The organism is Allobosea sp. 10L422 (assembly GCF_056395345.1).
On record NZ_JBFTJI010000003.1, the window covers coordinates 260,306 to 282,396 of the forward strand.

Here is a 22,091-nt window from a genome sequence, read left to right on the forward strand (position 1 = left end):
CGATCCGAGCCCATTCGGGAACGGATTAACGGCAAAAAGCTCTTCGCCGGCTATGGGTTAGCATGTGCCATGTCAATGCGGAATTCATGCCGTGCGCTCCGGGCTTCGCGCAGAGAAAGCACCGAGCCTATGAACGCGCCCTCCCGTCATGGTCGGGCTTGTCCCGACCATCCACGGCTTCGCTGGTCGAACACCGTGTTCAAGACGTGGATGCTCGCCACAAGGGCGAGCATGACGGTGCGGTGCACGCTTCGGCAGCGATCACAGGTCGAACGCGTCAGCCACGCCTTTCGCAGAAGCGGATTCGATTGCCGAAGGGGTCCGGCACCTGCAGGGTGCGCCCGCCCGGCCCATCCTCCTCGATGCCCGGCTTCGAATAAGTATAGCGCTTGCCGATCAGCTCCGTATGGAGAGCATCGATCCCCACCATCCAGACGAAGACGGTCGATCCGGGGCTGGCATCGCCGTGATGCTCGGAGAGATGGAGCTGCAAGCCGGAGCGCGACACCTGCATATAGAGCGGCATGTTCGGCCCGAAGCGATGGTCCCAGTCCATCGTGAAGCCGAGGAAGTCGAGGTAGAACTCCTTCGCCTTGGCCTCGTCGAAGATCCTGAGGACCGGAATCCCCGTCTGCAGGCGTACGGCCCCGTCGGTCGCCGCAGCCGGCGCATCGGGCGCGGTTTGGCCGATCTTCGCCGCCAGCACGTTCCAGTCGTCATAGCCGAACTGGCGCGCCACGATTTCGAGGGTTTCGGAATGGGAGAGCGTCACCTGCCTCGCGGCCATGGTCTCGCGCAGGCTCTTCGCCATCTGCTTCGCATCGCGGAAGCTACGCATCGTCGTGATCCTTCTCGCTGCGGACGGGAGTGATCGGGGCTCGCCTTGCCGATATCCGTCCACGAGTCGATCGGGATCAGGACAGGGACTTCATCTGGACACCTTGCCCTTCGGGCGCGAGCGGCTGGCCGCATCCGGCCGGTCGCGAAGGTTGCGATATCTTCATCTCCTGTCAATGGCGGATGCCCTAGACCGGCCCCATTTGATGGCCTTAAGTCTCGGCTGCTGCTCAATTTCGCGGACAGCCGCGACGGGAATACGGACCACGCATGACCATGACAGATCGCCGCCGGGTTTTGGGGGGACTCTCAGCCGCGCTCTGCCTTTCGGCAGCGCCCTCCGTCCTTCTGGCCCAGCAGCCGCGGCCTCAGACACCGCCGCAAGGCCAGCCCCAGCCGCCGCCGCCTCAGAGCGCGGCGCCGCAGCCGCGCTTCAGCTTCGAGGACGTGCAGCGCCGGGCGCGCGAGATCGCCGCCGTCGCCTATGAGCCGAGCGCGAGCCTGCCCGAGGCGCTGGCGAAGCTCGACTACGATGCCTGGCGCGACGTCCGCTTCCGGCCCGAGCGGGCATTGCTCGCTCAGAACGGCTCGCCCTTCCGCATGCAGATGTTCCATCCGGGCTTCCTGTTCACCCGGCCGGTCACGGTGAACGTAGTCCGCGACGGCGTGCCGACCCCTGTGCCCTATGCCGCCAACCTGTTCGATTACGGCAAGGTCAAGTTCGACAAGCCGCTGCCGGTCAATCTCGGCTTCGCCGGCTTCCGGCTGCACTATCCTCTCAACGACCCCCGCGTCTTCGACGAGCTGATCTCCTTCATCGGCGCCAGCTATTTTCGCGTGCTCGGCCGCGGCCAGCGCTACGGCCTCTCGGCACGCGGGCTCTCGATCGGGGCTGGAACGGCAAATGAGGAATTCCCGGTCTTCCGCGAGTTCTGGATCGAGCAGCCCACGGCCGATGCCGAGCGCGTCATCATCCACACGCTGCTCGACTCCCCCTCGGTGACCGGCGCCTTCCGCTTCACCATCTATCCCGATCTCGACACGGTGATCGATGTCGCGGCGACACTCTATCCGCGCGTCCCGATCGAGAAGCTCGGCCTCGCGCCGCTGACCTCGATGTTCTTCACGGGGGAGAACGACCGCCGCTTCTTCGACGATTTCCGCAGCGAGCTGCACGATTCGGACGGGCTGATGATCCATTCCGGCAGCGGCGAATGGATCTGGCGCCCGCTGCGCAATCCCAAGCAGCAGGCCGTCTCCTCCTTCGTCGAGCGCAATGTCCGCGGCTTCGGCCTGATGCAGCGCGACCGCACCTTCGAGCACTATCAGGATCTCGATCTCGCCTATGAGCTGCGCCCGTCCTACTGGATCGAGCCGCAGGGCGACTGGGGCGAGGGCGTCGTCGAGCTGATCGAGATGGCGACCTCGGACGAGACCAACGACAATGTCGTTGCGCTCTGGGCGCCGAAGACGCCGCTCGAACCCGGCAAGGAATTCTCTTTCGCCTACAAGCTCACCGCCATGCTTGACTCCAGCGACCTGCACCCGGGCGGGCGGGTGATCAACACTTACCAGGCCAAACCGAAGGCGCTGGGTTCGGGCGAGCCGGTGACGGAGGGCGCCCGCCGCTTCATCGTCGACTTCGCCGGCGGCGACCTCGACTACCACGTCAAGCAGCCGGAAAAGGTCGAGATCGTGCCCTCGATCGCCTATGGCCGCATCGATCGCGCCTTCATCGTGCCGAACCAGAAGACCAAGGGCTTCCGCGCCTTCATCGATGTCGTGGTCGAGCCCGGTCAGCTCGCCGAGATGCGCGCCTTCCTCAAGAGCGGCGGCAAGGCCCTGACCGAAACCTGGAGCTACCCTTGGCGTTCGGACGCGCAAGGCTGATCTGAAGGAGCGGACCATGGACGTCGTCGAGAGACCCGAACAGAACCGATTCGAACTGGCGCTCGATGGCGGCACGGCCCTCGTTGCCTACAGGCTGGACGGCGATCGGGTGGTGCTTGTTCATACCGAGGTGCCCGAGCAGTTCGCCGGGCAGGGCGTCGGCTCGCGTCTGGCGAAGGGCGTCTTCGAGCTGCTCCGCGCGAGCGGACGCAAGGCCGTTGTCCGCTGCGAGTTCCTCAAGGGCTGGATCGCGAAGCATCGCGAATACGACGACGTCATCGACGGCTGAAGCATCGGCCCAGGCCCGAGCGCGTCAGCTCTGCTTGCGGCTCTTGCGCTGCGCCGGCGCCTTGGCCGGCGGCATCTTGCGACCATAGAGCTCCAGCCGATGCCGGACGAGCTCATAGCCGAGCTCGGCGGCGATACGCCGCTGCAGCTCTTCGATCGCGTCCGAGGAGAATTCGATCACCTCGCCGGAATCGATGTCGATCAGATGGTCGTGATGTTCCTGGCCGGCATGCTCATAGCGCGAGACGCCGTCCTCGAAGGCGTGGCGTTCGATCGCCCCTTGCGCCTCCAGCACCTTCATCGTGCGATAGACTGTCGAGAGCGAGAGTGTCGGATCGAGGGCGAAGGCGCGCGTGAAGATGCCTTTCGCATCGGGGTGATCATCAGCTTCCGCCAACACGCGCAGGATCAACCGCCGCTGCTGCGTCATGCGCAGCCCGGCCCCCTTGAGCTGGTTTTCGAAAACGGCGACGCGCCGGTCCACTTCGATCATGTCACGGAGATACCGCGAACGGGTGATTTTGCAAATTCACCTATATGATAATCACTCTCATTTGCATTATTATTGCAAATGATTTTCTATCGCAATGGCCGCTGCGTCCGTCATGTTGCGCAACATGACGGACCATCCGGCAGATTTGCCGCTCTCAGGCTGCGCTCCGCGCCGCGCCGAGGTCAGCCGCGATTCCGGCCACCAGCTCGAACGAGCGCTTGCGCTTCTCATGGTCGAAGATCGGCGCGGTGATCATGATCTCGTCGGCGCCGGTCTCGCGGATGAAGGCGCCGAGCGAACGCTTCAGCGTCTCCGGCGAGCCGATGAAGGCATAACGCAGCATCTGCGAGACATGCGCCTTCTCCGCCGGTGACCAGTACTGCTCGATATCGTCGATCGGCGGCTGAAGCTTGCCACGCGCGCCGCGGACCATTCCGACGAAACGCTGCTGCAGGGAGGTCGCGAGATGGCGCGCCTCCTCGTCGGTCTCGGCGGCGACGACATTGATGCCCGGCATCGCATAGGACGTTGCAAGCTGCTCGGAAGGCTTGAAGCGTTCGCGATAGACCGCGAGCGCCTGCAACAGCGCATCGGGCGCGAAATGCGAGGCGAAGCTGTAGGGCAGGCCGAGCTCCGCCGCGAGCTGCGCGCCGAAGAGGCTGGAACCGAGGATCCACAGCGGCACGTTCAGCCCCTCCCCCGGCACGGCGCGGATCGCCTGGTTGGGCCCGGCCGGCGCGAACAGCGCCTGCAGTTCCAGTACGTCCTGAGGGAAGCTGTCCGATGACATCGGGCTGCGGCGCAGCGCCCTGAGCGTCAGCTGGTCGGTGCCGGGCGCCCGGCCGAGACCGAGATCGATGCGCCCGGGGAAGAGCGCTTCCAGCGTGCCGAACTGCTCGGCGATCACGAGCGGAGCGTGGTTCGGCAGCATGATGCCGCCGGCGCCGATGCGCATCGTGCTGGTCGCCGCCGCGAGCTGGCCGATCACGACCGAGGTCGCCGCGCTGGCGATGCCGACCATGTTGTGGTGCTCCGCCACCCAGTAGCGGGTATAGCCGAGCTTCTCGGCATGGCGCGCCAGATCGATCGACTTGAGCAGCGCCTGGCGCGGCCCCTCCCCTTCGACGACGGGAACGAGATCGAGGACGGAGATCGCGACCATGACGGCCCCTGCTGGCTGGCGCCGGACGAAGTGCCGGCGGGAAGGCTGAGCTTCACCAGATGGGAAGGCTGCGCGCCCTGGTCCAGAGGCAGGCGCGGCTCGTCATGGCGCGCCTGCGCTGACGTTATGGCGGAACGCCCCTCGCCCTGCGGAGTTGATTTGCAAAGCCACCCACGCCGAAGGAGCGACCATGACCACGACCGCCAATCCGGCCAAGGAAAGCCTGCGCAAGGAGCAGAAGGAACAGCGCAAGGCTGAGCGCAAGCACGGCAAGGACGCCGATCTCAACCAGGCGTTGAAGGACACCTTCCCCGCCAGTGACCCTGTCGCCTTGGAAACGCCGACCAAGCCGGGCGGCCGCGACTGAAATGCCTTCCCGGCGTGTCAGTCGCGCTGATAGAGCAGCCGGGCGCGGATCGTGCCGTCGAGAGCACGAATCTCGCGCAGGATGTCGCGCGCCTCGGTGATCGAGACCTTGTCGGCCTCAATGACGACATAACCGACCTCGCCGTCGGTATGGTAATTCTGCGCGGCGATGTTGACCTGCCGGTTCGCGAAGACGTCGTTGAGGCGCCGCAGCATGCCCGGTACGTTTCTCTGGACATGGATGAAGCGCGTGCCCACAGCGCGCACCGGGATCTGCACCTGCGGAAAATTCACCGCGCCGACGGTCGAGCCGACATCGGAATAGTCGACAAGTTTGCGTGCGACCTCTGCGCCGATACGCTCCTGCGCCTCCTCGGTCGAGCCGCCGATATGCGGCGTCAGGATCACGTTGGCGCAGCCTTGCAGCGGCGAGACGAAGCGTTCCGCGTTGGAGGCTGGTTCGACCGGGAAGACATCGACCGCGGCTCCCGCGAGATGACCGCTCTTCAGCGCCGCCGCGACCGCGTCGAGATCAACGACGGTGCCACGCGAGTTGTTGATGAGGTAAGCGCCCTGCTTCATCTTGGCGACCTGGGCGGCGCCCATCATGCCGGCGGTCTGCGGCGTCTCCGGCACATGCAGCGAAACGATGTCGGCGGCGCCGAGCAGGGCGTTCAGGCTCTTCGTCGGCTCGGTGTTGCCATGGCGCAGCCGGTCGGTGTGATCGTAGTAGATCACGCGCATTCCCATCGCCTCGGCCAGCGTCGAGAGCTGGCTGCCGATATTGCCGTAGCCGATGATTCCGAGCGTCTTGCCGCGCACCTCGAACGAGCCGTTGGCCGACTTGTCCCAGCCGCCATCATGCGCCGAACGCGAGCGGTCCGGAATGCGCCGGAGCAGCATCACGATCTCGCCGATGGTGAGTTCCGCGACGCTGCGGGTGTTGGAGAACGGCGCATTGAAGACGGGCACGCCTTGCTGGCGCGCCGCCTCGAGATCGACCTGATTGGTGCCGACCGAGAAGCAACCGACGGCGAAGAGCCGGTCGGCAGCGGCGAAGACCTCCGGAGTCAGTTGCGTGCGCGAGCGGATGCCGAGCACATGCACGCCCTTGATCGCCTTGAGCAGCGCCTCGCGGTCGAGCGCCTTGGGCAGCCGCTCCAGATTGGAGTAGCCGGCCTGCTGCAGCAGTTCGACGGCGGAATCGTTGATGCTTTCCAGCAGCAGGACCTTGATGCGGTCCTTCGGAAGGGAAAGGCGTTCGCTGAGGCTGGTCATGGCTGCTGCGCTCGTGAGGGAGCGGTTGCTATAGTCCTCGTGGCGCGCGAGGCCAACGCCTTAGACGCAACGCCGACGCGAAAAACCCCGCATCGGATGCAAAAACCTCATGCCTTCTCCACGACCAGCGTCGAGCCCTCAACGCGTACGACCTTGATCTCCGTCCCTGCCAGCAGCTCCGGCCCGATGATCCGCCAGGACGAATCGCCGACGCGGATACGGCCCTCGCCGCCGGTCATCGTCGCCTCCAGCCGGAACACCTTGCCGATCAGCTGGCGGCCACGGTCGTTGAGGCCGGTCGCGGCATCCGGCTCCTCGCTCCGGCGGCGGGTCAGCAGACGTCCGGCGAGGACGCAGATGACGGCGAGCACAGCGAAGACCAGCATCGCCGCCTGCCAGCCCATGCCGGTGAGGCCGGCGAGCGCGCCGGTGACGAGCGCGGCAAGGCCGAGCCAGATCAGGAAGACGCCGGGTGCCAGCACCTCGCCGCCGATCAGCAGCAGGCCGAGGATCGCCCAAAGCCAGCCGCTATGGTTCATCAGCCACTCCGGCATGGCCGCCTCAGCCGCCCGTCCGGCTCGCGGCCGGCACCGAACCCGAGCCGCGGCGCTGCGCCACCGCCTCCTCGCCGAACACGGCCTTGGTGAGCTGGGCGATGCCACCGACCGTGCCGGCGAGCGCTGCGGCCTCGATCGGCACGATCACCACCTTGCTGTTGTTGCTGCTGGCGATCGCCTTCAGCGCATCGGTATAGCGCTCGGCGATGAGGAAATTGGCGGCCTGGATGTCGCCGCGGCTGATCGCCTCCGAAACCATGGCGGTCGCGGTCGCCTCCGCCTGGGCCAGCCTTTCGCGGGCCTCGGCATCGCGCAGCGCCGCTTCCTTGCGGCCCTCGGCGGCGAGGATCTGCGCCTGCTTCTGGCCCTCGGCCTTGAGGATCTCGGATTGCCTCTGCCCCTCGGCCTCCAGCACGGTGGCGCGCTTCTCGCGCTCGGCCTTCATTTGCCGGTTCATGGCGCCGGCGATGTCGGCCGGCGGCAGGATGTCGCGGATCTCGATGCGCGTGACCTTGACGCCCCAGGGCGAGGCGGCGGCGTCCATGACGCGCAGCAGCCGCTCATTGATCTCGTCGCGGTGGGAGAGGAGCTGGTCGAGGTCCATCGAGCCGACGACGGTGCGGATATTGGTCATGGTCAGGAGCATCAGCGCATCGTGGAGCGCGGCGACCTCGTAGCTGGCCTTTGCCGCGTCGAGCACCTGGAAGAAGGCGACGGCGTCGATACGCACGCCGGCATTGTCCTTGGTGATCGCCTCCTGCGAGGGAATATCGAGCACCTGCTCCATCACATTCACCTTGTGGCCGATGCGGTCGATATAGGGCACGATCAGGCCCAGCCCCGCGCTCAGCGTGCGCGAATAGCGGCCGAAGCGCTCGACGGTGTAATTGTAGCCCTGCGGAACGGTGCGGACGCCGCGCGCGATCGTCAGGATGACCAGCGCCACGACGACGACGACAGCGATATTGTAGCCCGACAGATCCATCCCACACCCCTCGCGGCGCTGTCGGCGCCGCCCCTGCCCGTGACAGCGCCCAAACTGGCGGTTGACGCGAGCGGATGCAAGGAGGGCTGGCGGCCAAACGCTGCCTTCCGCTGGCCGGCCTGCGCCATCGAACGGAACACCACCGTCATGCTCGTCCTTGCGGCGAGCAGCCACGTCTTGCGCGCGTCGAGCGGCAGTCCGGTTCTAAGACGTGGATGGTCGGGACAGGCCCCACCATGACGGCAACGCCTCCCGCCCATAGTTCTTCACCCGCCCGTGCTCGCGCGCGGTCGTTTCAATCTGAGGGGCAGCGGAGCGCCGCGAGGCGCGTGGGTATCGGGCCGCTTCCATTGAGCCAGGATGCGGCGCGGAAGGATTGAGCCACCTTCCGCACGCCCCGTGGCGCTCCGCTCCTCGGCGATTTCGGACTCCGGGCCGCGCTACACGGCTGGGGCACTCGTGCCCGGCGCCTCGCGGATCAGTTCGGCTCATCGCCTTGTCATCCGTTCCGCGCCAGACCCTGGTTGCCCCAACCTTCCAGCGAGCTCCTCGCACAGGGGCCGTAGTACCCCCAGGGCGGTGCCCCGCAGCCTCCCGGGAGTGGATCGTAACTCCACCCGCAGGCGCCGAACCTCCTCCCGCCCCTGGCATACCTCCGGATGGCCGCCCCTCGGGGATGAGGTGGGCCGAGCATAGGCATGGATTGCAAGGACGGGGACAAGTGCGTGCGAAAACCACCGCCATGGTCGCACAGTGGGAGTCCGCTTTCGACCCTAAGCGGACAGCTGCCCCTTCCGCTTCGTCGCGACCGTGAGCGTCAACCCCGCGAGCACGAGGACGACGCCGACGATGAAGAGCGGTCCCAGCCGGTCCCCGAAGATCAGGGCGGCGGCAGCCACGCCGATGATCGGCTGGAGGTATTGGATGCTGGCGGCAATCCGGGCAGGAAGCGTGCGTAGCAGATGTAGCCAGAGGAAGAGCCCGGCAACCGTGACCATGACGCCGAGATAGAGAGCGGACGACACTCCGACGACCGTCAACTGGAACGGCACTTCTATCAATTCCCAGATCGTCCAAGGCGAGAGTGCGAGGAAGCCGAACAGCGTGCTCCACGCAGCGACGACAACTGTGCCGTGCCGCTCCGACAGTTCGACACTCCAGACATAGTAGAAGGCGATCGTCAGCGCTGAAAGCAGTACGAGCGCGGCACCGGACAGGCTCGTTTGCGTCGCGGCCGAGGAAGCCTCACCGCGCCCCCAAGCGACAAAACCGATGCCGATGAAGGCCGCGGCAATGCCGAGCGCCTGCACGATGGTCACCGGTTGCCGCAACCGCAGGGCCGCGAAGATGACGACGAAAGCCGGGATAGCCGCCGAGATCGTCGTGCCCACCGAAGCAGATGTACCAGCTACGCCGAATGTTTGTGCGACTTGGCCGATGCCAATGCCAAGAATTCCCAGCGCCGCTACGCGAGGTAAAGCCTTCAAAGGCAATCGCTGCTTCCCGACTACGAGAAGAAACATCAGCGGTATCGCAATCAGGAACCGCAGCCCGGTAAGAACGAGCGGCGGCAACGTCAACAGGCCCAACTTCGTGATCGGGATCGACAAGCCCCACATGACCGCGAGCAAAAGCGCGGCCCCAAGGCTCCGTGCGGAGACGACGGAGGCAGATACAGAGGCATCGTTCATGAGGGGCAGTCGCCGGTGGCAGGATGTCCGAGCGTTATCGCAGGCCAGTCGCTACGCCAACAGCATGGCAGCTCCCGACCCAAGCCGGACCTCGGTCATGTCTGCTCTCGATTGTCACCGTTACGCGCCTGCCGTCATGCGACAGCGAAATTCGATCTCCTGTCGCAGATCGTCCCAAGGGACAGCTTTCCAGCTTCAAGGCGTACGAATAATAGGAGAAATGCGGAGCGCTGCGAAGAAGGCGCCTAGCGCTGGTTCCGAAATCTAACGATGGAGTTCGCCGTGCTGAAACTTTGTGTCGCCGTGGTGCTCATCCTTCTCGGGCCAGTCGGTTGCGTCACGCAAGATACCGTTCCCAGCAAAAGGGCGGACGGGCCGGCCTATATGCAGCCGGGCATTGGTGCGCCGGCTCGTCAGACAGATATGTTCGGGAATGCCTTTCGTTAATTCAGGAGCGCAATCTGCCCGCCCCGGACGGTGAAAGGCCAGTCGCGGGACAATTCTGACAACGATGAAGCCAGCCTCGGCCGGCAGGCGCTGTTCGCCCCTCTATCATTCAGGTAGCATCGATCAGCCGCAGCATAACGGTCGCCCGGCGACGAAGCGACAGCCGGGCTGCATCCCGCGCGGGAGGGCGCCATGCGATTCATCGCCGGTTTCATCTCAGCCTTCATCCTCCTGGCCATCGCAGGCCTCGCCGTCGTCTTCGGCGGCTTCGTCAATATCGCGGCCCGCGAGCCACACAGCGCTCCGGTTTTCTTCCTGCTGCAGACCGCCATGCGCCAATCGGTAGCTCGCCAGGCGGCCAGCGTGCCCGCGCCGGCACCCTCCACCGACATTGCCCGCGGGTTCCGCCTCTACAACGAGACTTGCGTTTATTGCCATGGCGGCCCGGGGAAGGACCCGGTCGATATCGGCAAGGGCCTCAATCCAGAGCCACCATTCCTGCCTGACACGATCCAGCGCTGGAGCTCTGCCGAGATCTTCTGGATCGTCAAGAACGGTGTTCGGATGACGGGGATGCCGGCCTTCGCCGAGTCCCATAGCGACGAGGACCTGCGGGCCGTCGTCGCCTTCGTGCAGAAGCTTCCGGGCATGTCGGCCGAGCAATATGCCGCCTATGAGAAGGAGCAGTGAGCACAATCCCGACCGGATTGCCGGCTCCAAGCGGCCGGGCCATCCAAGCCGTGTCTGCCCCTCACAAGGTTGCTCGCCACCCTTGCTGGAAGCTTAACGGCATCCGATCCTGCCCGGCAGCGATCCTAACCACCTGCTAAGCCGGCCGTGCCAAGCTCCGCTTGGAGGAACCGGCATCATGGCTGAAACGACTGCAACGCCCCATCGCCCGGCCAGCCGCATCGGCTGGGTCGATACGGGCAAGGGCATCTGCATCATCCTGGTCGTGCTGATGCATGTGGCCGGCGGGCTCGAAGGCGCCACGGGGCAGGAGAGCTGGATCGACCCGCTGATCGCCTGGGCGAAGCAGTTCCGCATGCCCGGCCTGTTCCTGCTCTCGGGCCTGTTCGTGCCACGTCTCGTCGGGCTCGGCTGGAACGCCTTCCTCGACCGGAAGATCGTGCCGCTGAGTTATTTCTACCTGCTCTGGTTCTCCATCAACGCGCTCATGCGCTTTCCGCCCTGGGGCGAGGCAGGCTTCTCCGGGTTCGCGCAGGACTATGCGCTCGGTCTCGTCGATCCCTTCGGCGTGCTCTGGTTCATCTATCTGCTCACCGTGTTTTTCGCCATTGCCAAGGCCGTCTGGCGCTGGCGCCATGCGGCGCTGATCGCGGCCGCGCTGCTGGCGCTCGCCCCGCTGAGCACCGGCTGGATGGTGCCCGACCAGTTCACCGCCTATTTCGTCTTCTTCCTCGCCGGAGCCGTGTTCTCGGCGCAAATCCGCGCCGCCGCAGACAGGGCCGCGGACCATCGCCGCAAGACCTTCGCGATCTGGGCCGGCTGGTTCGCGCTCAGCGCGCTCGCTACGCCCTTTCTCGGCCACGACGTCCAGAATGCGGCGCCGGGCGTGCACCTGCTGCTCGGCATCGCCGGAGTGGCCGGGATCCTGCTCAGCGCGGTGCTGCTGGCCGGGCACCTGCCCTGGCTCGACTATTGCGGACGCAACTCCTTGCCGATCTATCTCGCCTTCTTCCTGCCGATGGTGATCGGGCGGGCCGTGCTGCTGCGCTCCGGCATCCCGCTCGACCCCGGCGTCGCCGCGCTGCTGCTGACCGCGATCTCAGTCGCCGTGCCGCTGCTGCTGCACCGGCTGGTCAGGGGCACGCCGCTGGCTTTTCTTTTCGCACGCCCGGCATGGCTCAGCACGCGGCCCCGCTCGGCGAGACAGCAGGAGATCGGCTCCTCGCTCTGATCGGCGGAAAATGTCGCCACGAAACGTCGCAAGCGGCCCTGAAACGCATTGCGCCCGGCACAGGGCCGGGCGCGGGGATCGGCAGCGGGAAAAGCTGCCTCAGACGAACTGGCCGTGGCAGTGCTTGAACTTCTTGCCGGAACCGCAGGGGCAGGGCTCATTGCGGCCGACCTTGCCCCAGGTCGCCGGATCGGCCGGGTTGCGGTCCAGAACCTCCGTATCGGCATCGACCGCGGCGAACTGCACGCCACCGCCCCCGTAGTCGCCGCCGCCGAAGCCTGAGCCGGCACCGTCCTGCGCGAATTGCTGAGCCTGCTGATCTTCCGGCTGCTCGAAGCGGACCTCGACGCGCGAGAGATGGCCGGTGACCTGCTGGCGCAGCTGGCCGATCAGCCCGTCGAACAGTTCGAATGCTTCCTGCTTGTATTCCTGCAGCGGGTCGCGCTGGGCGAGGCCGCGCCAGCCGATGACCTGTCTGAGATGGTCGAGCGTGACCAGATGCTCGCGCCAGAGATGGTCGAGCGACTGCAGCAGCACCTGCTTCTCGACATAGGTCATGACCTCGTCGGTGTTGCGCTCGATGCGGCCGGCATAATCCTCGTCGGCGAGCTTGCGGATGCGCTCGCGGATCTCGCTGTCGGCGATGCCCTCTTCCTTGGCCCAGTCCTCGACCGGCAGGTCGAGGTTGAGGGACTGGATCACCTCCTGCTTGAGGCCGGCAGTGTCCCACTGCTCGGGATAGGCGTCTTCCGGGATGTGACGGGCGACGACATCCTCGACCACCCCGTGGCGCATGTCGTCGATCGTCTCGCGCACGCTGGCCTGGCGCATGAAGTCCCGGCGCTGCTCGAAGACCACCTTGCGCTGGTCGTTCATGACGTCGTCGTACTTCAGGATGTTCTTGCGGATGTCGAAGTTGCGCGCCTCGACCTTGCCCTGCGCCTTCTCGACCGCCTTGTTGATCCAGGGATGGACGATCGCCTCGTCCTCCTTGAGGCCGAGCTTCGTCAGCATGCCGTCCATCCGGTCGGAGCCGAAGATGCGCATCAGATCGTCCTGCAGCGACAGGAAGAACTTCGAGCGGCCGGGGTCGCCCTGGCGCCCGGCGCGGCCGCGCAGCTGGTTGTCGATGCGCCGGCTCTCATGGCGCTCGGTGCCGACGATGTAGAGGCCGCCGGACTTCAGGACGCGCTGCTTGAAATCGGCCACCTCGGCGCGGATCGCTGCCGCCTTGGCGTCGCGCTCCGGGCCCGGCTCGATGCCGGCAAGGTCGTGATTGATCCGCATATCGGCATTGCCGCCGAGCTGGATGTCGGTGCCGCGGCCGGCCATGTTGGTGGCGATGGTGATCGCGCCAGGCACGCCGGCCTGCGCGACGATATAGGCCTCCTGCTCGTGGAAGCGGGCGTTCAGAACGGCGAAGGCTTTTGTCGTCTTGCCCTCGCGCGCCGCCTGGTAGACCGGCTCCAGCGCCGTCGGGTCGGTGAAGTCGAGCAGCTTGTAGCCCGCCTTCTCCAGCATGCCGGCGACGAGCTCGGAGCGCTCGATCGAGGTGGTGCCGACCAGGATCGGCTGGCCGTTGGCCTGCGCCGCCTGGATCTCGCGGATGATGGCGCGGACCTTCTCCTCGAAGGTGCGGTAGACCTCGTCATCCTCGTCCTTGCGGGCGATCGGGACGTTGGTCGGAATCTCGACGACCTCGAGCTTGTAGATCTGGAAGAACTCGTCGGCCTCGGTCGCCGCCGTGCCGGTCATGCCCGCGAGCTTGCCGTAGAGCCGGAAATAGTTCTGGAAGGTGATCGAGGCCAGCGTCGCGTTCTCGGGCTGGACGGTGACCTGTTCCTTGGCTTCAAGCGCCTGGTGCAGCCCTTCCGAATAGCGCCGCCCCGGCATCATGCGGCCGGTGAACTCGTCGATGATGACGACCTCGTCATTGCGGACGATGTAGTCCTTGTCCCGGGTGAACAGCGAATGCGCGCGCAACGCCTGGTTGACGTGGTGAACCAGCGTGACGTTATGGGCGTCGTAGAGATCGCCCTCCTTCAATATCTCGGCCTCGCGCAGCAGCTCCTCGATATGATCGTTGCCGGCCTCGGTCAGTGCCACCGTCCGCTGCTTCTCGTCGACCTCGTAATCGCCGGCGACGAGGCCCGGCAGCACCTTGTCGATCGCGACATAGAGATCGGACTTGTCGTCGAGCGGGCCGGAAATGATCAGCGGCGTGCGCGCTTCGTCGACCAGGATCGAGTCGACCTCGTCGACGATGGCGAAGTGGTGGCCGCGCTGGCTCATCTGCGCGACGTCGTACTTCATGTTGTCGCGGAGATAATCGAAGCCGAATTCGTTGTTCGTGCCGTAGGTGATGTCGCAGGCATAGGCCCGCTGGCGCTCCTCGTCGTCGAGGCCGTGCACGATGATGCCGACCGTGAGGCCGAGGAAGTTGTAGAGCTTCGCCATCCACTCGGCGTCACGCCGGGCGAGGTAGTCATTGACGGTGACGACGTGGACGCCCTTGCCTTCGAGCGCATTGAGATAGGTCGGCAGGGTCGCGACCAGCGTCTTGCCTTCGCCGGTCTTCATCTCGGCGATGGCGCCCTCGTGCAGCACCATGCCGCCGACGAGCTGGACGTCGTAGGGGCGCTGGCCGAGCACGCGCTTGGCCGCCTCGCGAACGGTGGCGAAAGCCGGCACGAGCAGGTCGTCAAGCTTGGCGCCATTGGCAAGCTGCTGCCTGAACTCGTCGGTGCGCGCCTTCAGCGCCTCGTCGCTCAGCGCGGCGATCTCGTTCTCGAGGGCGTTGATCGCGGCGACGCGGGGCTGGTAGCCCTTGACGCGGCGGTCATTCGACGAGCCGAAGAGTTTCTTTGCGAGCGCGCCAAGCATGTTGGGCCTTTCAGGTGATGCTTGAGCCCCCGGCCGGCGCGGACCTCTTTCGCGCCTGGGTCGGAAGCCCGGTATTCTCGAAATGCGACCGCGTGTTTAGACGCGTGCGCGGGCAGGGTCCAGCGTGCGTTTCGTCCAATCGGCAGCGAAACGGCAAGTGAATTCGGCTCTGGATGTGGGTGTTTTCCCGGCTGCTTCCAAGGGCGGAAGCTTGAGATCGCACGACGTTGCGGCATCGCACGCCCCTCCGGGCGGTGCAAAGCTGCGTGATCGGTCGCCGCAATCGCTTGAACCGCCTTGCCTTTGCCGCGTTCAGCTGGCAGTGCAGCCGCCAAAGCGTCTCGGGTTTTCCGACGAAAGGCCGTCACTCATGAACTCAGCCCGTCTCATTGCCTTCCTCGGCTTCGCGCTGCTGACTGGACCGGCCTTCGCCCAGGCCGACAAGGTCGTCGCCAAGGTCGACGGCATCGCGATCACCGAGAAGGACATCCAGCTTGCCAGCGAGGATCTCGGCGAGCGCCTCGCCCAGCTCCCCGATGACCGCAAGCGCGACGAGGTCATCAACTATCTCGTCGACCTCAAGCTCGGGGCCAGGGCCGCGGCCGACGCCAAGATCACCGATACGCCCGATTTCGCCGCCCGCCTCGCCTATTACCGCGAGAAGGTGCTGCTCGACGAGTACCTGACACGCGAAGGCAAGAAGGCTGTCACCGCCGACGCCGCCAAGAAGCTCTTCGACGAGACCACCAAGGCGATGACGCCCGAGGAAGAGGTTCATGCTCGCCACATCCTCGTCGAGGACGAGGCCCAGGCCAAGGCCGTGGTCGAGCGGCTGAAGAAGGGCGAGGATTTCGCCAAGGTCGCCGCCGACGTTTCGAAGGATCCGGGCTCCGGCAAGGAGGGCGGGGATCTCGGCTGGTTCACCAAGGACCGCATGGTGCCGGAATTCGCCGAGGCCGCTTTCAAGCTGAAGAAGGGCGAGGTCTCCGAGCCGGTGAAGAGCCAGTTCGGCTGGCACGTCATCAGGCTCGAGGACAAGCGCTCCAAGCCGCTGCCCGACTTCGCCTCGGTGAAGCCGCAGATCGACCAGTATCTCGAGCGCAAGGCCCAGCAGGACCTCGTGCTTGCCATGCGCGAGAAGGCCAAGATCGAGCGCCTCGACAAGCCTGCGGTGCCCGCCGCTCCGGCCCCGGATGCCGCCAAGCCTGCCGAGCCGAAGAAGAACTGATCCGACGTCGTCATTCTCGGGCGAAGCAAAGCGCGGACCCGAGAATTTCCGGAAAGAGATGCGCGGGTCGAGCCCGAGTATGGCGCAGACCTTCAATTTTGCGGGCGGCCCTTGCGGCCGCCCTTCTTGTTTTCGTCATCGGCCTGCGGCAGACGGCTTCTGAACGAGACGCACTGCCCCGGTGAGCAAACGATTCGCCGGTCTTCGAGCAGTGCTCCGCAGGAGGAGCTCCGATGGCCGGCAAGGATGTCCCCGTTTCCCCGCTCGCGCCGAAGCGCCAGCCCAAGGTGCCGCCGGTTCCGGGCGTGCGCTTCGCCACCGCCGAGGCGGGCATCCGCTACAAGGGCCGCCAGGACGTCTGGTTCGCGCTGCTCGACGAAGGGACCCAGGTCGCCGGCGTCTTCACGCGCTCGAAATGCCCGTCGGCCCCGGTCGATTGGTGCCGCGAGAACCTCGCGCAAGGCTCTGCCCGCGCCATCGTCGTCAATTCCGGCAATGCCAACGCCTTCACGGGCCTGAAAGGCCGTGACGCGGTCAAGCTCACCGCCGAGATCGCCGCCAAGGCTGCGGCTTGCAAGCCGCAGGAGGTCTTCATCGCCTCGACCGGCGTGATCGGCGAACCGCTGGACGCGACCAAGTTCAAGGGCGTGCTCGACGATTGCGCCAGGCGCGCCACCGACGGCCCCTGGATCGACGCCGCCAAGGCGATCATGACCACCGACACCTTTCCGAAGGCCTTGACCCGCAAGGCCAAGATCGACGGCAAGGAAGTGGTCATCGCCGGCATCGCCAAGGGCGCCGGCATGATCGCGCCGGACATGGCGACGATGCTCTCCTTCGTCTTCACCGATGCCCCGATTGCCGCGCCCGTGCTCCAGGCCATGCTCTCCAAGGGCGTGAAGGGTTCGTTCAACGCGGTCACCGTCGACAGCGACACCTCGACCTCGGACACCCTGATGCTGTTCGCCACCGGCAAGGCGGCGGAGCGCGGCGTGCCCGCCATCACCGAAATCAACGATCCCCGGCTCTCCGGCTTCAAGCGGGCGCTGAATTCGATCCTGCTCGAACTCGCCCATCTCGTCTGCAAGGACGGCGAGGGCGCGCGGAAATTCGTCGAGGTGCGCGTCAGCGGCGCGGCCTCGGCCCGCTCGGCCAAGCGGGTCGCGCTCTCGATCGCCAATTCGCCGCTGGTCAAGACAGCCATCGCCGGCGAGGACGCCAATTGGGGCCGCGTCGTCATGGCCGTCGGCAAGGCCGGCGAGCCGGCCGATCGCGACAGGCTCGATATCGGCTTCGGCGACATCGTCGTAGCGAAGCAGGGCGCGCGGGCTCCGTCCTATGACGAGCAGGCGGTGTCGGACTACATGAAGGGCGACAGTATCGTCATCACAGCCGATCTCGGCATCGGACGCGGCAAGGCCACGGTCTGGACCTGCGACCTGACCAAGGCCTATGTCGAGATCAATGGCGACTATCGCTCCTGAGGCCGCGCCGCAGCAGGAACCCAGCCGCAGCTTCATCGCCGTCAACCTCGCGATCTGCTCCCTGCTCTGGGGGTCGAGCTACCTGTTCATCAAGCTGATGAGCGGCGAGGTTTCGGCGCTGGCGATCGCCGCCAGCCGCGGCCTGCTCGGCGCTGCCGTGCTGTCGCTCTGGAGCCTGGGGCGGGGGCGCAGCCCCTTGCCGCGGCGGGCCGAGATCCTGCCCTGGCTCGTGCTGGGCACCACCAATGGCTGGCTGCCGAACGTGCTCGTCGGCTACGCGCTGATCCAGCTCGCCAGCGGGCCGGCAGCGATGATCCAGTCGGCGGGGCCGCTCGTCACCGCGCTTGCCGCCCATCTCATCTTCTCCGAGGAGCGGCTGAGCCGGCGTCGCTTCGGCGGCATCCTGCTTGGAATGACCGGCGTCGCGCTGCTGATCGGCCCTCGGCTGTTCGAGGGCGGCGGCACCGCGCTGAGCGTCCTCGCCATGATCGGCGCAACGCTGAGCTACGCCGTCGCCAATCTCTATGTCCGCACCGTGCCGACCGCGACGGGCGATCCGGCCCGGCTCGCATTGGGCCAGCAGATGTTCTCCGGCACCATCGCGACCGCGCTGACGCTCGTCGTGCTCGGCCCCGCGGCCTTCGTCCCGCTTGGCGGCCATCTGCCGGCGATGCTGGCCCTCGGCATCGTCGCCACCGCGATCCCGGTGACCGTCTTCATGCGGCTGATCCGGGCGGCGGGGCCGACGCGGGCCGCGATGACCGGTTATCTCGTGCCAACGGTAGCGGTGATCCTCGGCGTCATCGTCCTGCATGAAAACCTGGGGTTGCGTCAAATCCTGGGCGGTTGCATCATCCTGGCCGGCGTCTTCCTCGTCACGACGGCGCCGCGCAAGGTGGGGGCCTCATGAGGATCGGGACTATCGCGGCGGCCATCTTGGCTGGAGCCGCCATGGCTGGCTGCGTCGAGCGCCAGGCGGCAACTGTGGCGTTCTCCACGGACGAAGCTGCCGTCATCAAGAAGCCGGGCAACGGCGTCATCGCAGGACATGCCTTCCGCACCAAGCCGAGCGGCACCGTGGTCAACGCCGCCGGCCAGGTCGTGCGCCTCATTCCCGCCACCGGTTTTGCCCGCGAGCGCTTCGCCAATCTCTACGGCCAGGGCAAATACGTCCCGCATCACGCCTATCCGGCTGCTGACACGGTCGATCCGGCCTATGCCGAATACACGCGCACGACCAAGGCCGAGGCCAATGGCCGCTTCGCCTTCGACAAGGTCGCGCCGGGCTCCTACTTCGTCACCACCCAGGTGATCTGGGGCGATGAGAACGCCTTCACGCGGGAGGGCGGCTTGGTCTATGACAGCGTCACGCTGACGGGCAAGGAAACCGAGCCCGTCCAGGTCATCCTCTCCGGCAACTGAGTCCCACCTCCGTGAAGCTGCTCCTCGTCGTCGCCTGCGCTTTGATCGATGCCGACAACCGCGTGCTCGTCACGCGGCGCCCCGAGGGCAAGGCGCTCGCCGGCCTCTGGGAATTCCCCGGCGGCAAGCTCGAAGCGGGCGAGCGACCGGAGCCGGCGCTGATCCGCGAGCTTCATGAAGAACTCGGCATCGCCGTGAAGGAGAACTGCCTCGCGCCGCTGACCTTCGCCAGCTACGCCTATCCCGAGTTTCACTTGCTGATGCCGCTCTATATCTGCCGGCGCTGGGAAGGCAGTGTCGCCTCCCGCGAGGGCCAGGCTTTGAAATGGGTCCGCCCCGGCAAGCTGCGCGATCTCGCCATGCCGCCGGCCGACGAGCCGCTGATTCCGCCGCTGATCGACTTGCTGGGCGCCTGACGACGCGCTGCCTCAGTGCACGGCCGGCAGGCCGAGCGCCTCCCAGCGGGCCTGCGGAATCGGATCGCCAACCTGGAAGGCGAACGCCGTCACCCGCTTGAGATCGGGGGAAATCGTGCACTCGAAACGCAGTCCGTACCAGCGACGCCTGCTGCGGAAAGCCGCCCCCTCCGCCCGCATGATATGGCCGGCATAGCGGGTGTCGGCCGTTGCATAGGCACTGACGCGGTCGGGCTCGTAGCTGCGTTGCCAGGCATGGATCTGGCCCATCGCCTCCAGCCCGCAGAGCTGCTCGGCGCGCTCATCCGGCGCCAGGCGCGGCAGCAGCGCCAACGTCTCCCGGCTGCGCGGATCGGCCAGAACCTGCTGCGACAGCAGGCGCCGCGGCCGGACCAGCCCGTCCGTTTCGGCCGAGACCGGCGGCTCCGCGGGTGCCGGGGCGGACGGCAGGGGCAGTTGCGGAGCCGGCTGCAACTTAGGAGCAGGCTCGGCCGGCGGCGCGGGTGGCGGTGGCGGCGGGCGCATCATCGCCTCGAACTGCTCGGGCGTCTGCAGCTCGACATCGACGCTCTGCTCGATGAAGGCCGGCATCTCGTTGAACTGCTGGATAGCGACGGAGGCGAGCCAGGCCAGCAGCGCCGCATGGATGAGCAATGCGGTTGGCAGGCCGGGATCGGGCATCGCCCGGCGCGTGCGGCTCGCGACCGGCATAGCTCAGGCCGCATCCTGCGGCGGCACGAAAGCACCGGTCCGGAAATTCGCCGTCATCCGCTCGTTTCGCGCCTTTCGCCCCTGACGAGCGCAACAGCGCCGATCAAGCCGACATTTTTGTGATCTCGGGCAGCAGCTCCAGCTCGGCTTCGCCCCGCCCGAGCTGGAAGCGCTCGAAGCGCTGCAGCTCCTCCTCGATCGCGGCCTTCAGCGCCGGCGTCTCACAACCGTCGAGCCAGCTCCATTGCTGCATCAGGAGCTTGCCGGCGGCGCGGTCGGTCTTGAGGTCGAGCACCGCGACGATACGGTCCCCCGCCAGTACCGGCAGGCCGAAATAGCCGTAAACCCGCTTCTCCTTCGGCAGATAGGCCTCGAAGATATGGGCGTAATCGAAGAAGAGCTTCGCCCGCTTGCGCTGGATCATCAGCGGATCGAAGGGCGAGAGGATGTGGATCAGCGTCTCTTCCGGCGCCTCCGATAGCTCCAGCGATGCCGGCGTCGCCCAATGCTGCGTCTTGCCGGCGCCTTCCACCGCGACCTCGACAAGTTCCCTGCGCTTGACGCGGGCTGCGATAAGCTCGGCCACCGCCTTCTTGCTGGGCGCGTCGAGATGGCAGGCAGAATCGAGGCTGACGAGCCCCTGCGCCCGCAGGGCACGGTCGAGCTTGTAGGCGGTGACATGCCGCTCGCTCGCCGGTGTCGGCCTTTTCTCCCACTGGAAGTGCCGGTCGAACAGCTCATAGGTCTTGAGCATGCCGGAGCGCGCGGAGATCGCGAGCTCGCCATCGTAGAAGGCGCGCTCCAGCAAGCCCTTGGACGGCTTCTTGCTGGCCCACAGATGCGCCTTCTCGATCAGCTCCTCCTCGATGTCCCGGATCGTCAGCGCCCCGTCCCTGCGAATGCGGCGCAGGAGCTTGCGCGTCTCCTCGCGGGCGCCGACCGCCGACCAGCGCTTCGGTTCCGCGCGATGCGCCTTCATCTCGGGCAGCAAATAGCGGATGTCGCGGGTCGGTACATATGACAGCGCATGCGTCCAGTATTCGAAGACGCTCTTCTCGACCGATTGCAGATGGGCGAGATCGACCCGGCGATAGCCGGGGATGCGGGCATAGAGAATGTGGTGGTGGCAGCGCTCGATCACGTTGATCGTGTCGATCTGCACATAGCCGAGTTGCTCCACTGCCGCCCGCGCCGCGGCAGGCCCGGCCCCGAAGGGCTCGCGCGTATCGAGACGCTGGGCGTGCAGCCAGATGCGCCGGGCCTGTTCGGTCGTCAGGGAAAGGGGCTTGCGGGGTCGTGGAGGCATGATCCGCAGGCTAGCCTCGTCCGCGCCGCGCCGTAAGGGGCGCAGCCCGCAGCCGCTGACAGCCCGTGGCGGGAGCGAGAGCCCCGGCCGCCAGAGCATTTTCGAGCGAGGCGGACACCGGTTCGCGTGAAGAAAATGCAGCAAAACAAAGAGATGGAGCACGTCCACGCTTCTGCGAAACGTGGAAGTGCTCCTGCGTCACGGCGCGACGATCAGCGCCCAGTAGACCTGATATTTCGAGCCCGGCGCATAGGCGGTCGCGATGCCCATGCGCTTGGCCCTGGCATCCTTCATGACGCGGTCGTGCTGGGGCGAGTCCCGCCAGCCGGAGAAGGCTTCGGCGAGGCGCCGGTAGCCGGCGGAAAGATTAGCCTCGGCCCCCGGTTGGCCTTCCCTGGCAAGCCGGGCCTTGACCGCATCGGCCTGCACCGGCTTGTCGGAGGCCGCCATCGCCGCAGCCTCGCGCTGCGCGGCCTCCACCAGCGCCGGGTCGAGCGTCAGCGTGCCGAGCCCGGCGTTGAGGCGATAGGCCGAGATCATCGCCCGCGCCTGCTCCGCATCGACCTGGGCCGAGGCGGAACCAAGGTCGCGATAGAACGCCGGCTGACCCTGGCGCTGCGGCTCGGTGCAACCGGCTACACCGAGAAGGGCGAGCGCGCCGACCAGCGCGGCCGGGCAGGTCATCGCGCGCCGGCCGGCGGCGTGGCGCAAAAGGCTGGGCATCCG

The 22,091-nt window shown here is 66.3% G+C and carries 21 protein-coding genes; 10 read left to right on the forward strand and 11 right to left on the reverse strand.

The window, feature by feature from the left end; genetic code table 11:
* Window positions 1–277 precede the first annotated feature (277 nt).
* Complete coding sequence (locus tag AC1DEZ_RS09465) at window positions 278–838, reverse strand: glyoxalase superfamily protein (protein WP_476779551.1); 561 nt, start codon at window positions 836–838, stop codon at window positions 278–280.
* 269 nt (window positions 839–1,107) lie between these two features.
* On the opposite strand from AC1DEZ_RS09465, the gene AC1DEZ_RS09470 reads away from it, so the two are divergent.
* Both AC1DEZ_RS09470 and AC1DEZ_RS09475 read left to right on the forward strand, forming a co-directional pair.
* Entirely contained in the window at window positions 1,108–2,727 is a 1,620-nt protein-coding gene (locus tag AC1DEZ_RS09470; protein WP_476779552.1) for an OpgD/OpgG family glucan biosynthesis protein, read from the forward strand.
* A 16-nt stretch (window positions 2,728–2,743) separates the two neighbouring features.
* Window positions 2,744–3,016, forward strand: a complete 273-nt coding sequence (locus AC1DEZ_RS09475) for a GNAT family N-acetyltransferase (RefSeq protein WP_476779553.1) — start codon at window positions 2,744–2,746, stop codon at window positions 3,014–3,016.
* 24 nt (window positions 3,017–3,040) lie between these two features.
* Here AC1DEZ_RS09475 and AC1DEZ_RS09480 read toward each other — a convergent pair whose 3' ends face one another.
* Window positions 3,041–3,508 (reverse strand): Fur family transcriptional regulator, encoded by a 468-nt coding sequence (locus AC1DEZ_RS09480; protein WP_476779554.1) that lies wholly within the window; start codon window positions 3,506–3,508, stop codon window positions 3,041–3,043.
* A 154-nt stretch (window positions 3,509–3,662) separates the two neighbouring features.
* Complete coding sequence (locus AC1DEZ_RS09485; protein ID WP_476779555.1) at window positions 3,663–4,670, reverse strand: LLM class flavin-dependent oxidoreductase; 1,008 nt, start codon at window positions 4,668–4,670, stop codon at window positions 3,663–3,665.
* 190 nt (window positions 4,671–4,860) lie between these two features.
* Here AC1DEZ_RS09485 and AC1DEZ_RS09490 point away from each other — a divergent pair, with 190 nt between their 5' ends.
* Window positions 4,861–5,037 carry a hypothetical protein gene (locus AC1DEZ_RS09490; RefSeq protein ID WP_476779556.1) on the forward strand — a complete coding sequence of 59 codons (177 nt, stop codon included), beginning with the start codon at window positions 4,861–4,863 and terminating at the stop codon, window positions 5,035–5,037.
* A gap of 17 nt (window positions 5,038–5,054) precedes the next feature.
* Here AC1DEZ_RS09490 and serA read toward each other — a convergent pair whose 3' ends face one another.
* From serA to AC1DEZ_RS09510, 4 genes are all read right to left on the reverse strand, one after another.
* Window positions 5,055–6,314, reverse strand: a complete 1,260-nt coding sequence (serA, locus tag AC1DEZ_RS09495; protein WP_476779557.1) for a phosphoglycerate dehydrogenase — start codon at window positions 6,312–6,314, stop codon at window positions 5,055–5,057.
* Between the two features lie 107 nt (window positions 6,315–6,421).
* Window positions 6,422–6,868 (reverse strand): NfeD family protein, encoded by a 447-nt coding sequence (locus AC1DEZ_RS09500; RefSeq protein ID WP_441511645.1) that lies wholly within the window; start codon window positions 6,866–6,868, stop codon window positions 6,422–6,424.
* A 7-nt stretch (window positions 6,869–6,875) separates the two neighbouring features.
* Complete coding sequence (locus tag AC1DEZ_RS09505) at window positions 6,876–7,856, reverse strand: SPFH domain-containing protein (RefSeq protein ID WP_476779558.1); 981 nt, start codon at window positions 7,854–7,856, stop codon at window positions 6,876–6,878.
* Between the two features lie 773 nt (window positions 7,857–8,629).
* Entirely contained in the window at window positions 8,630–9,547 is a 918-nt protein-coding gene (locus tag AC1DEZ_RS09510; protein ID WP_476779559.1) for a DMT family transporter, read from the reverse strand.
* A 639-nt stretch (window positions 9,548–10,186) separates the two neighbouring features.
* Between AC1DEZ_RS09510 and AC1DEZ_RS09515 the strand changes: the two genes are divergently transcribed.
* Window positions 10,187–10,684, forward strand: coding sequence for a c-type cytochrome (locus AC1DEZ_RS09515; protein ID WP_476779560.1), 498 nt, complete (start codon window positions 10,187–10,189; stop codon window positions 10,682–10,684).
* Window positions 10,685–10,862: 178 nt separating this feature from the next.
* Window positions 10,863–11,915 carry an acyltransferase family protein gene (locus AC1DEZ_RS09520; RefSeq protein ID WP_476779561.1) on the forward strand — a complete coding sequence of 351 codons (1,053 nt, stop codon included), beginning with the start codon at window positions 10,863–10,865 and terminating at the stop codon, window positions 11,913–11,915.
* Between the two features lie 99 nt (window positions 11,916–12,014).
* Here the strand turns inward: AC1DEZ_RS09520 and secA are convergent, their stop codons facing one another.
* On the reverse strand, window positions 12,015–14,798 hold the full coding sequence (secA, locus tag AC1DEZ_RS09525; RefSeq protein ID WP_476779562.1) for a preprotein translocase subunit SecA: 2,784 nt from the start codon (window positions 14,796–14,798) through the stop codon (window positions 12,015–12,017).
* A 370-nt stretch (window positions 14,799–15,168) separates the two neighbouring features.
* On the opposite strand from secA, the gene AC1DEZ_RS09530 reads away from it, so the two are divergent.
* From AC1DEZ_RS09530 to mutT, 5 genes are all read left to right on the forward strand, one after another.
* Window positions 15,169–16,026 (forward strand): peptidylprolyl isomerase, encoded by an 858-nt coding sequence (locus tag AC1DEZ_RS09530; protein WP_476779563.1) that lies wholly within the window; start codon window positions 15,169–15,171, stop codon window positions 16,024–16,026.
* A gap of 233 nt (window positions 16,027–16,259) precedes the next feature.
* The gene (argJ, locus tag AC1DEZ_RS09535) at window positions 16,260–17,510 is read left to right on the forward strand and encodes a bifunctional glutamate N-acetyltransferase/amino-acid acetyltransferase ArgJ (RefSeq protein ID WP_476779564.1); all 1,251 of its coding nucleotides are present in this window, start codon (window positions 16,260–16,262) and stop codon (window positions 17,508–17,510) included.
* On the forward strand, window positions 17,491–18,420 hold the full coding sequence (locus AC1DEZ_RS09540) for a DMT family transporter (RefSeq protein WP_476779565.1): 930 nt from the start codon (window positions 17,491–17,493) through the stop codon (window positions 18,418–18,420). The genes argJ and AC1DEZ_RS09540 overlap by 20 nt, the downstream gene beginning before the upstream one ends.
* A 41-nt stretch (window positions 18,421–18,461) precedes the next feature.
* A complete protein-coding gene (locus AC1DEZ_RS09545) occupies window positions 18,462–18,932 on the forward strand; it encodes a carboxypeptidase regulatory-like domain-containing protein (RefSeq protein WP_476779566.1) in 471 nt (156 codons plus the stop codon).
* Window positions 18,933–18,943: 11 nt separating this feature from the next.
* Window positions 18,944–19,348: an 8-oxo-dGTP diphosphatase MutT gene (gene mutT / locus AC1DEZ_RS09550; protein WP_476779567.1), complete on the forward strand. Its 405-nt coding sequence runs from the start codon at window positions 18,944–18,946 to the stop codon at window positions 19,346–19,348.
* 12 nt (window positions 19,349–19,360) lie between these two features.
* Here the strand turns inward: mutT and AC1DEZ_RS09555 are convergent, their stop codons facing one another.
* The 3 genes from AC1DEZ_RS09555 to AC1DEZ_RS09565 all read right to left on the reverse strand — a co-directional run bounded on the left by AC1DEZ_RS09555 (window position 19,361) and on the right by AC1DEZ_RS09565 (window position 22,088).
* On the reverse strand, window positions 19,361–20,059 hold the full coding sequence (locus AC1DEZ_RS09555) for a DUF930 domain-containing protein (protein WP_476779568.1): 699 nt from the start codon (window positions 20,057–20,059) through the stop codon (window positions 19,361–19,363).
* A gap of 103 nt (window positions 20,060–20,162) precedes the next feature.
* Complete coding sequence (locus AC1DEZ_RS09560) at window positions 20,163–21,365, reverse strand: winged helix-turn-helix domain-containing protein (RefSeq protein WP_476779569.1); 1,203 nt, start codon at window positions 21,363–21,365, stop codon at window positions 20,163–20,165.
* A gap of 198 nt (window positions 21,366–21,563) precedes the next feature.
* Window positions 21,564–22,088, reverse strand: coding sequence for a CAP domain-containing protein (locus AC1DEZ_RS09565; RefSeq protein ID WP_441511632.1), 525 nt, complete (start codon window positions 22,086–22,088; stop codon window positions 21,564–21,566).
* Between the last annotated feature and the right edge of the window lie 3 nt (window positions 22,089–22,091).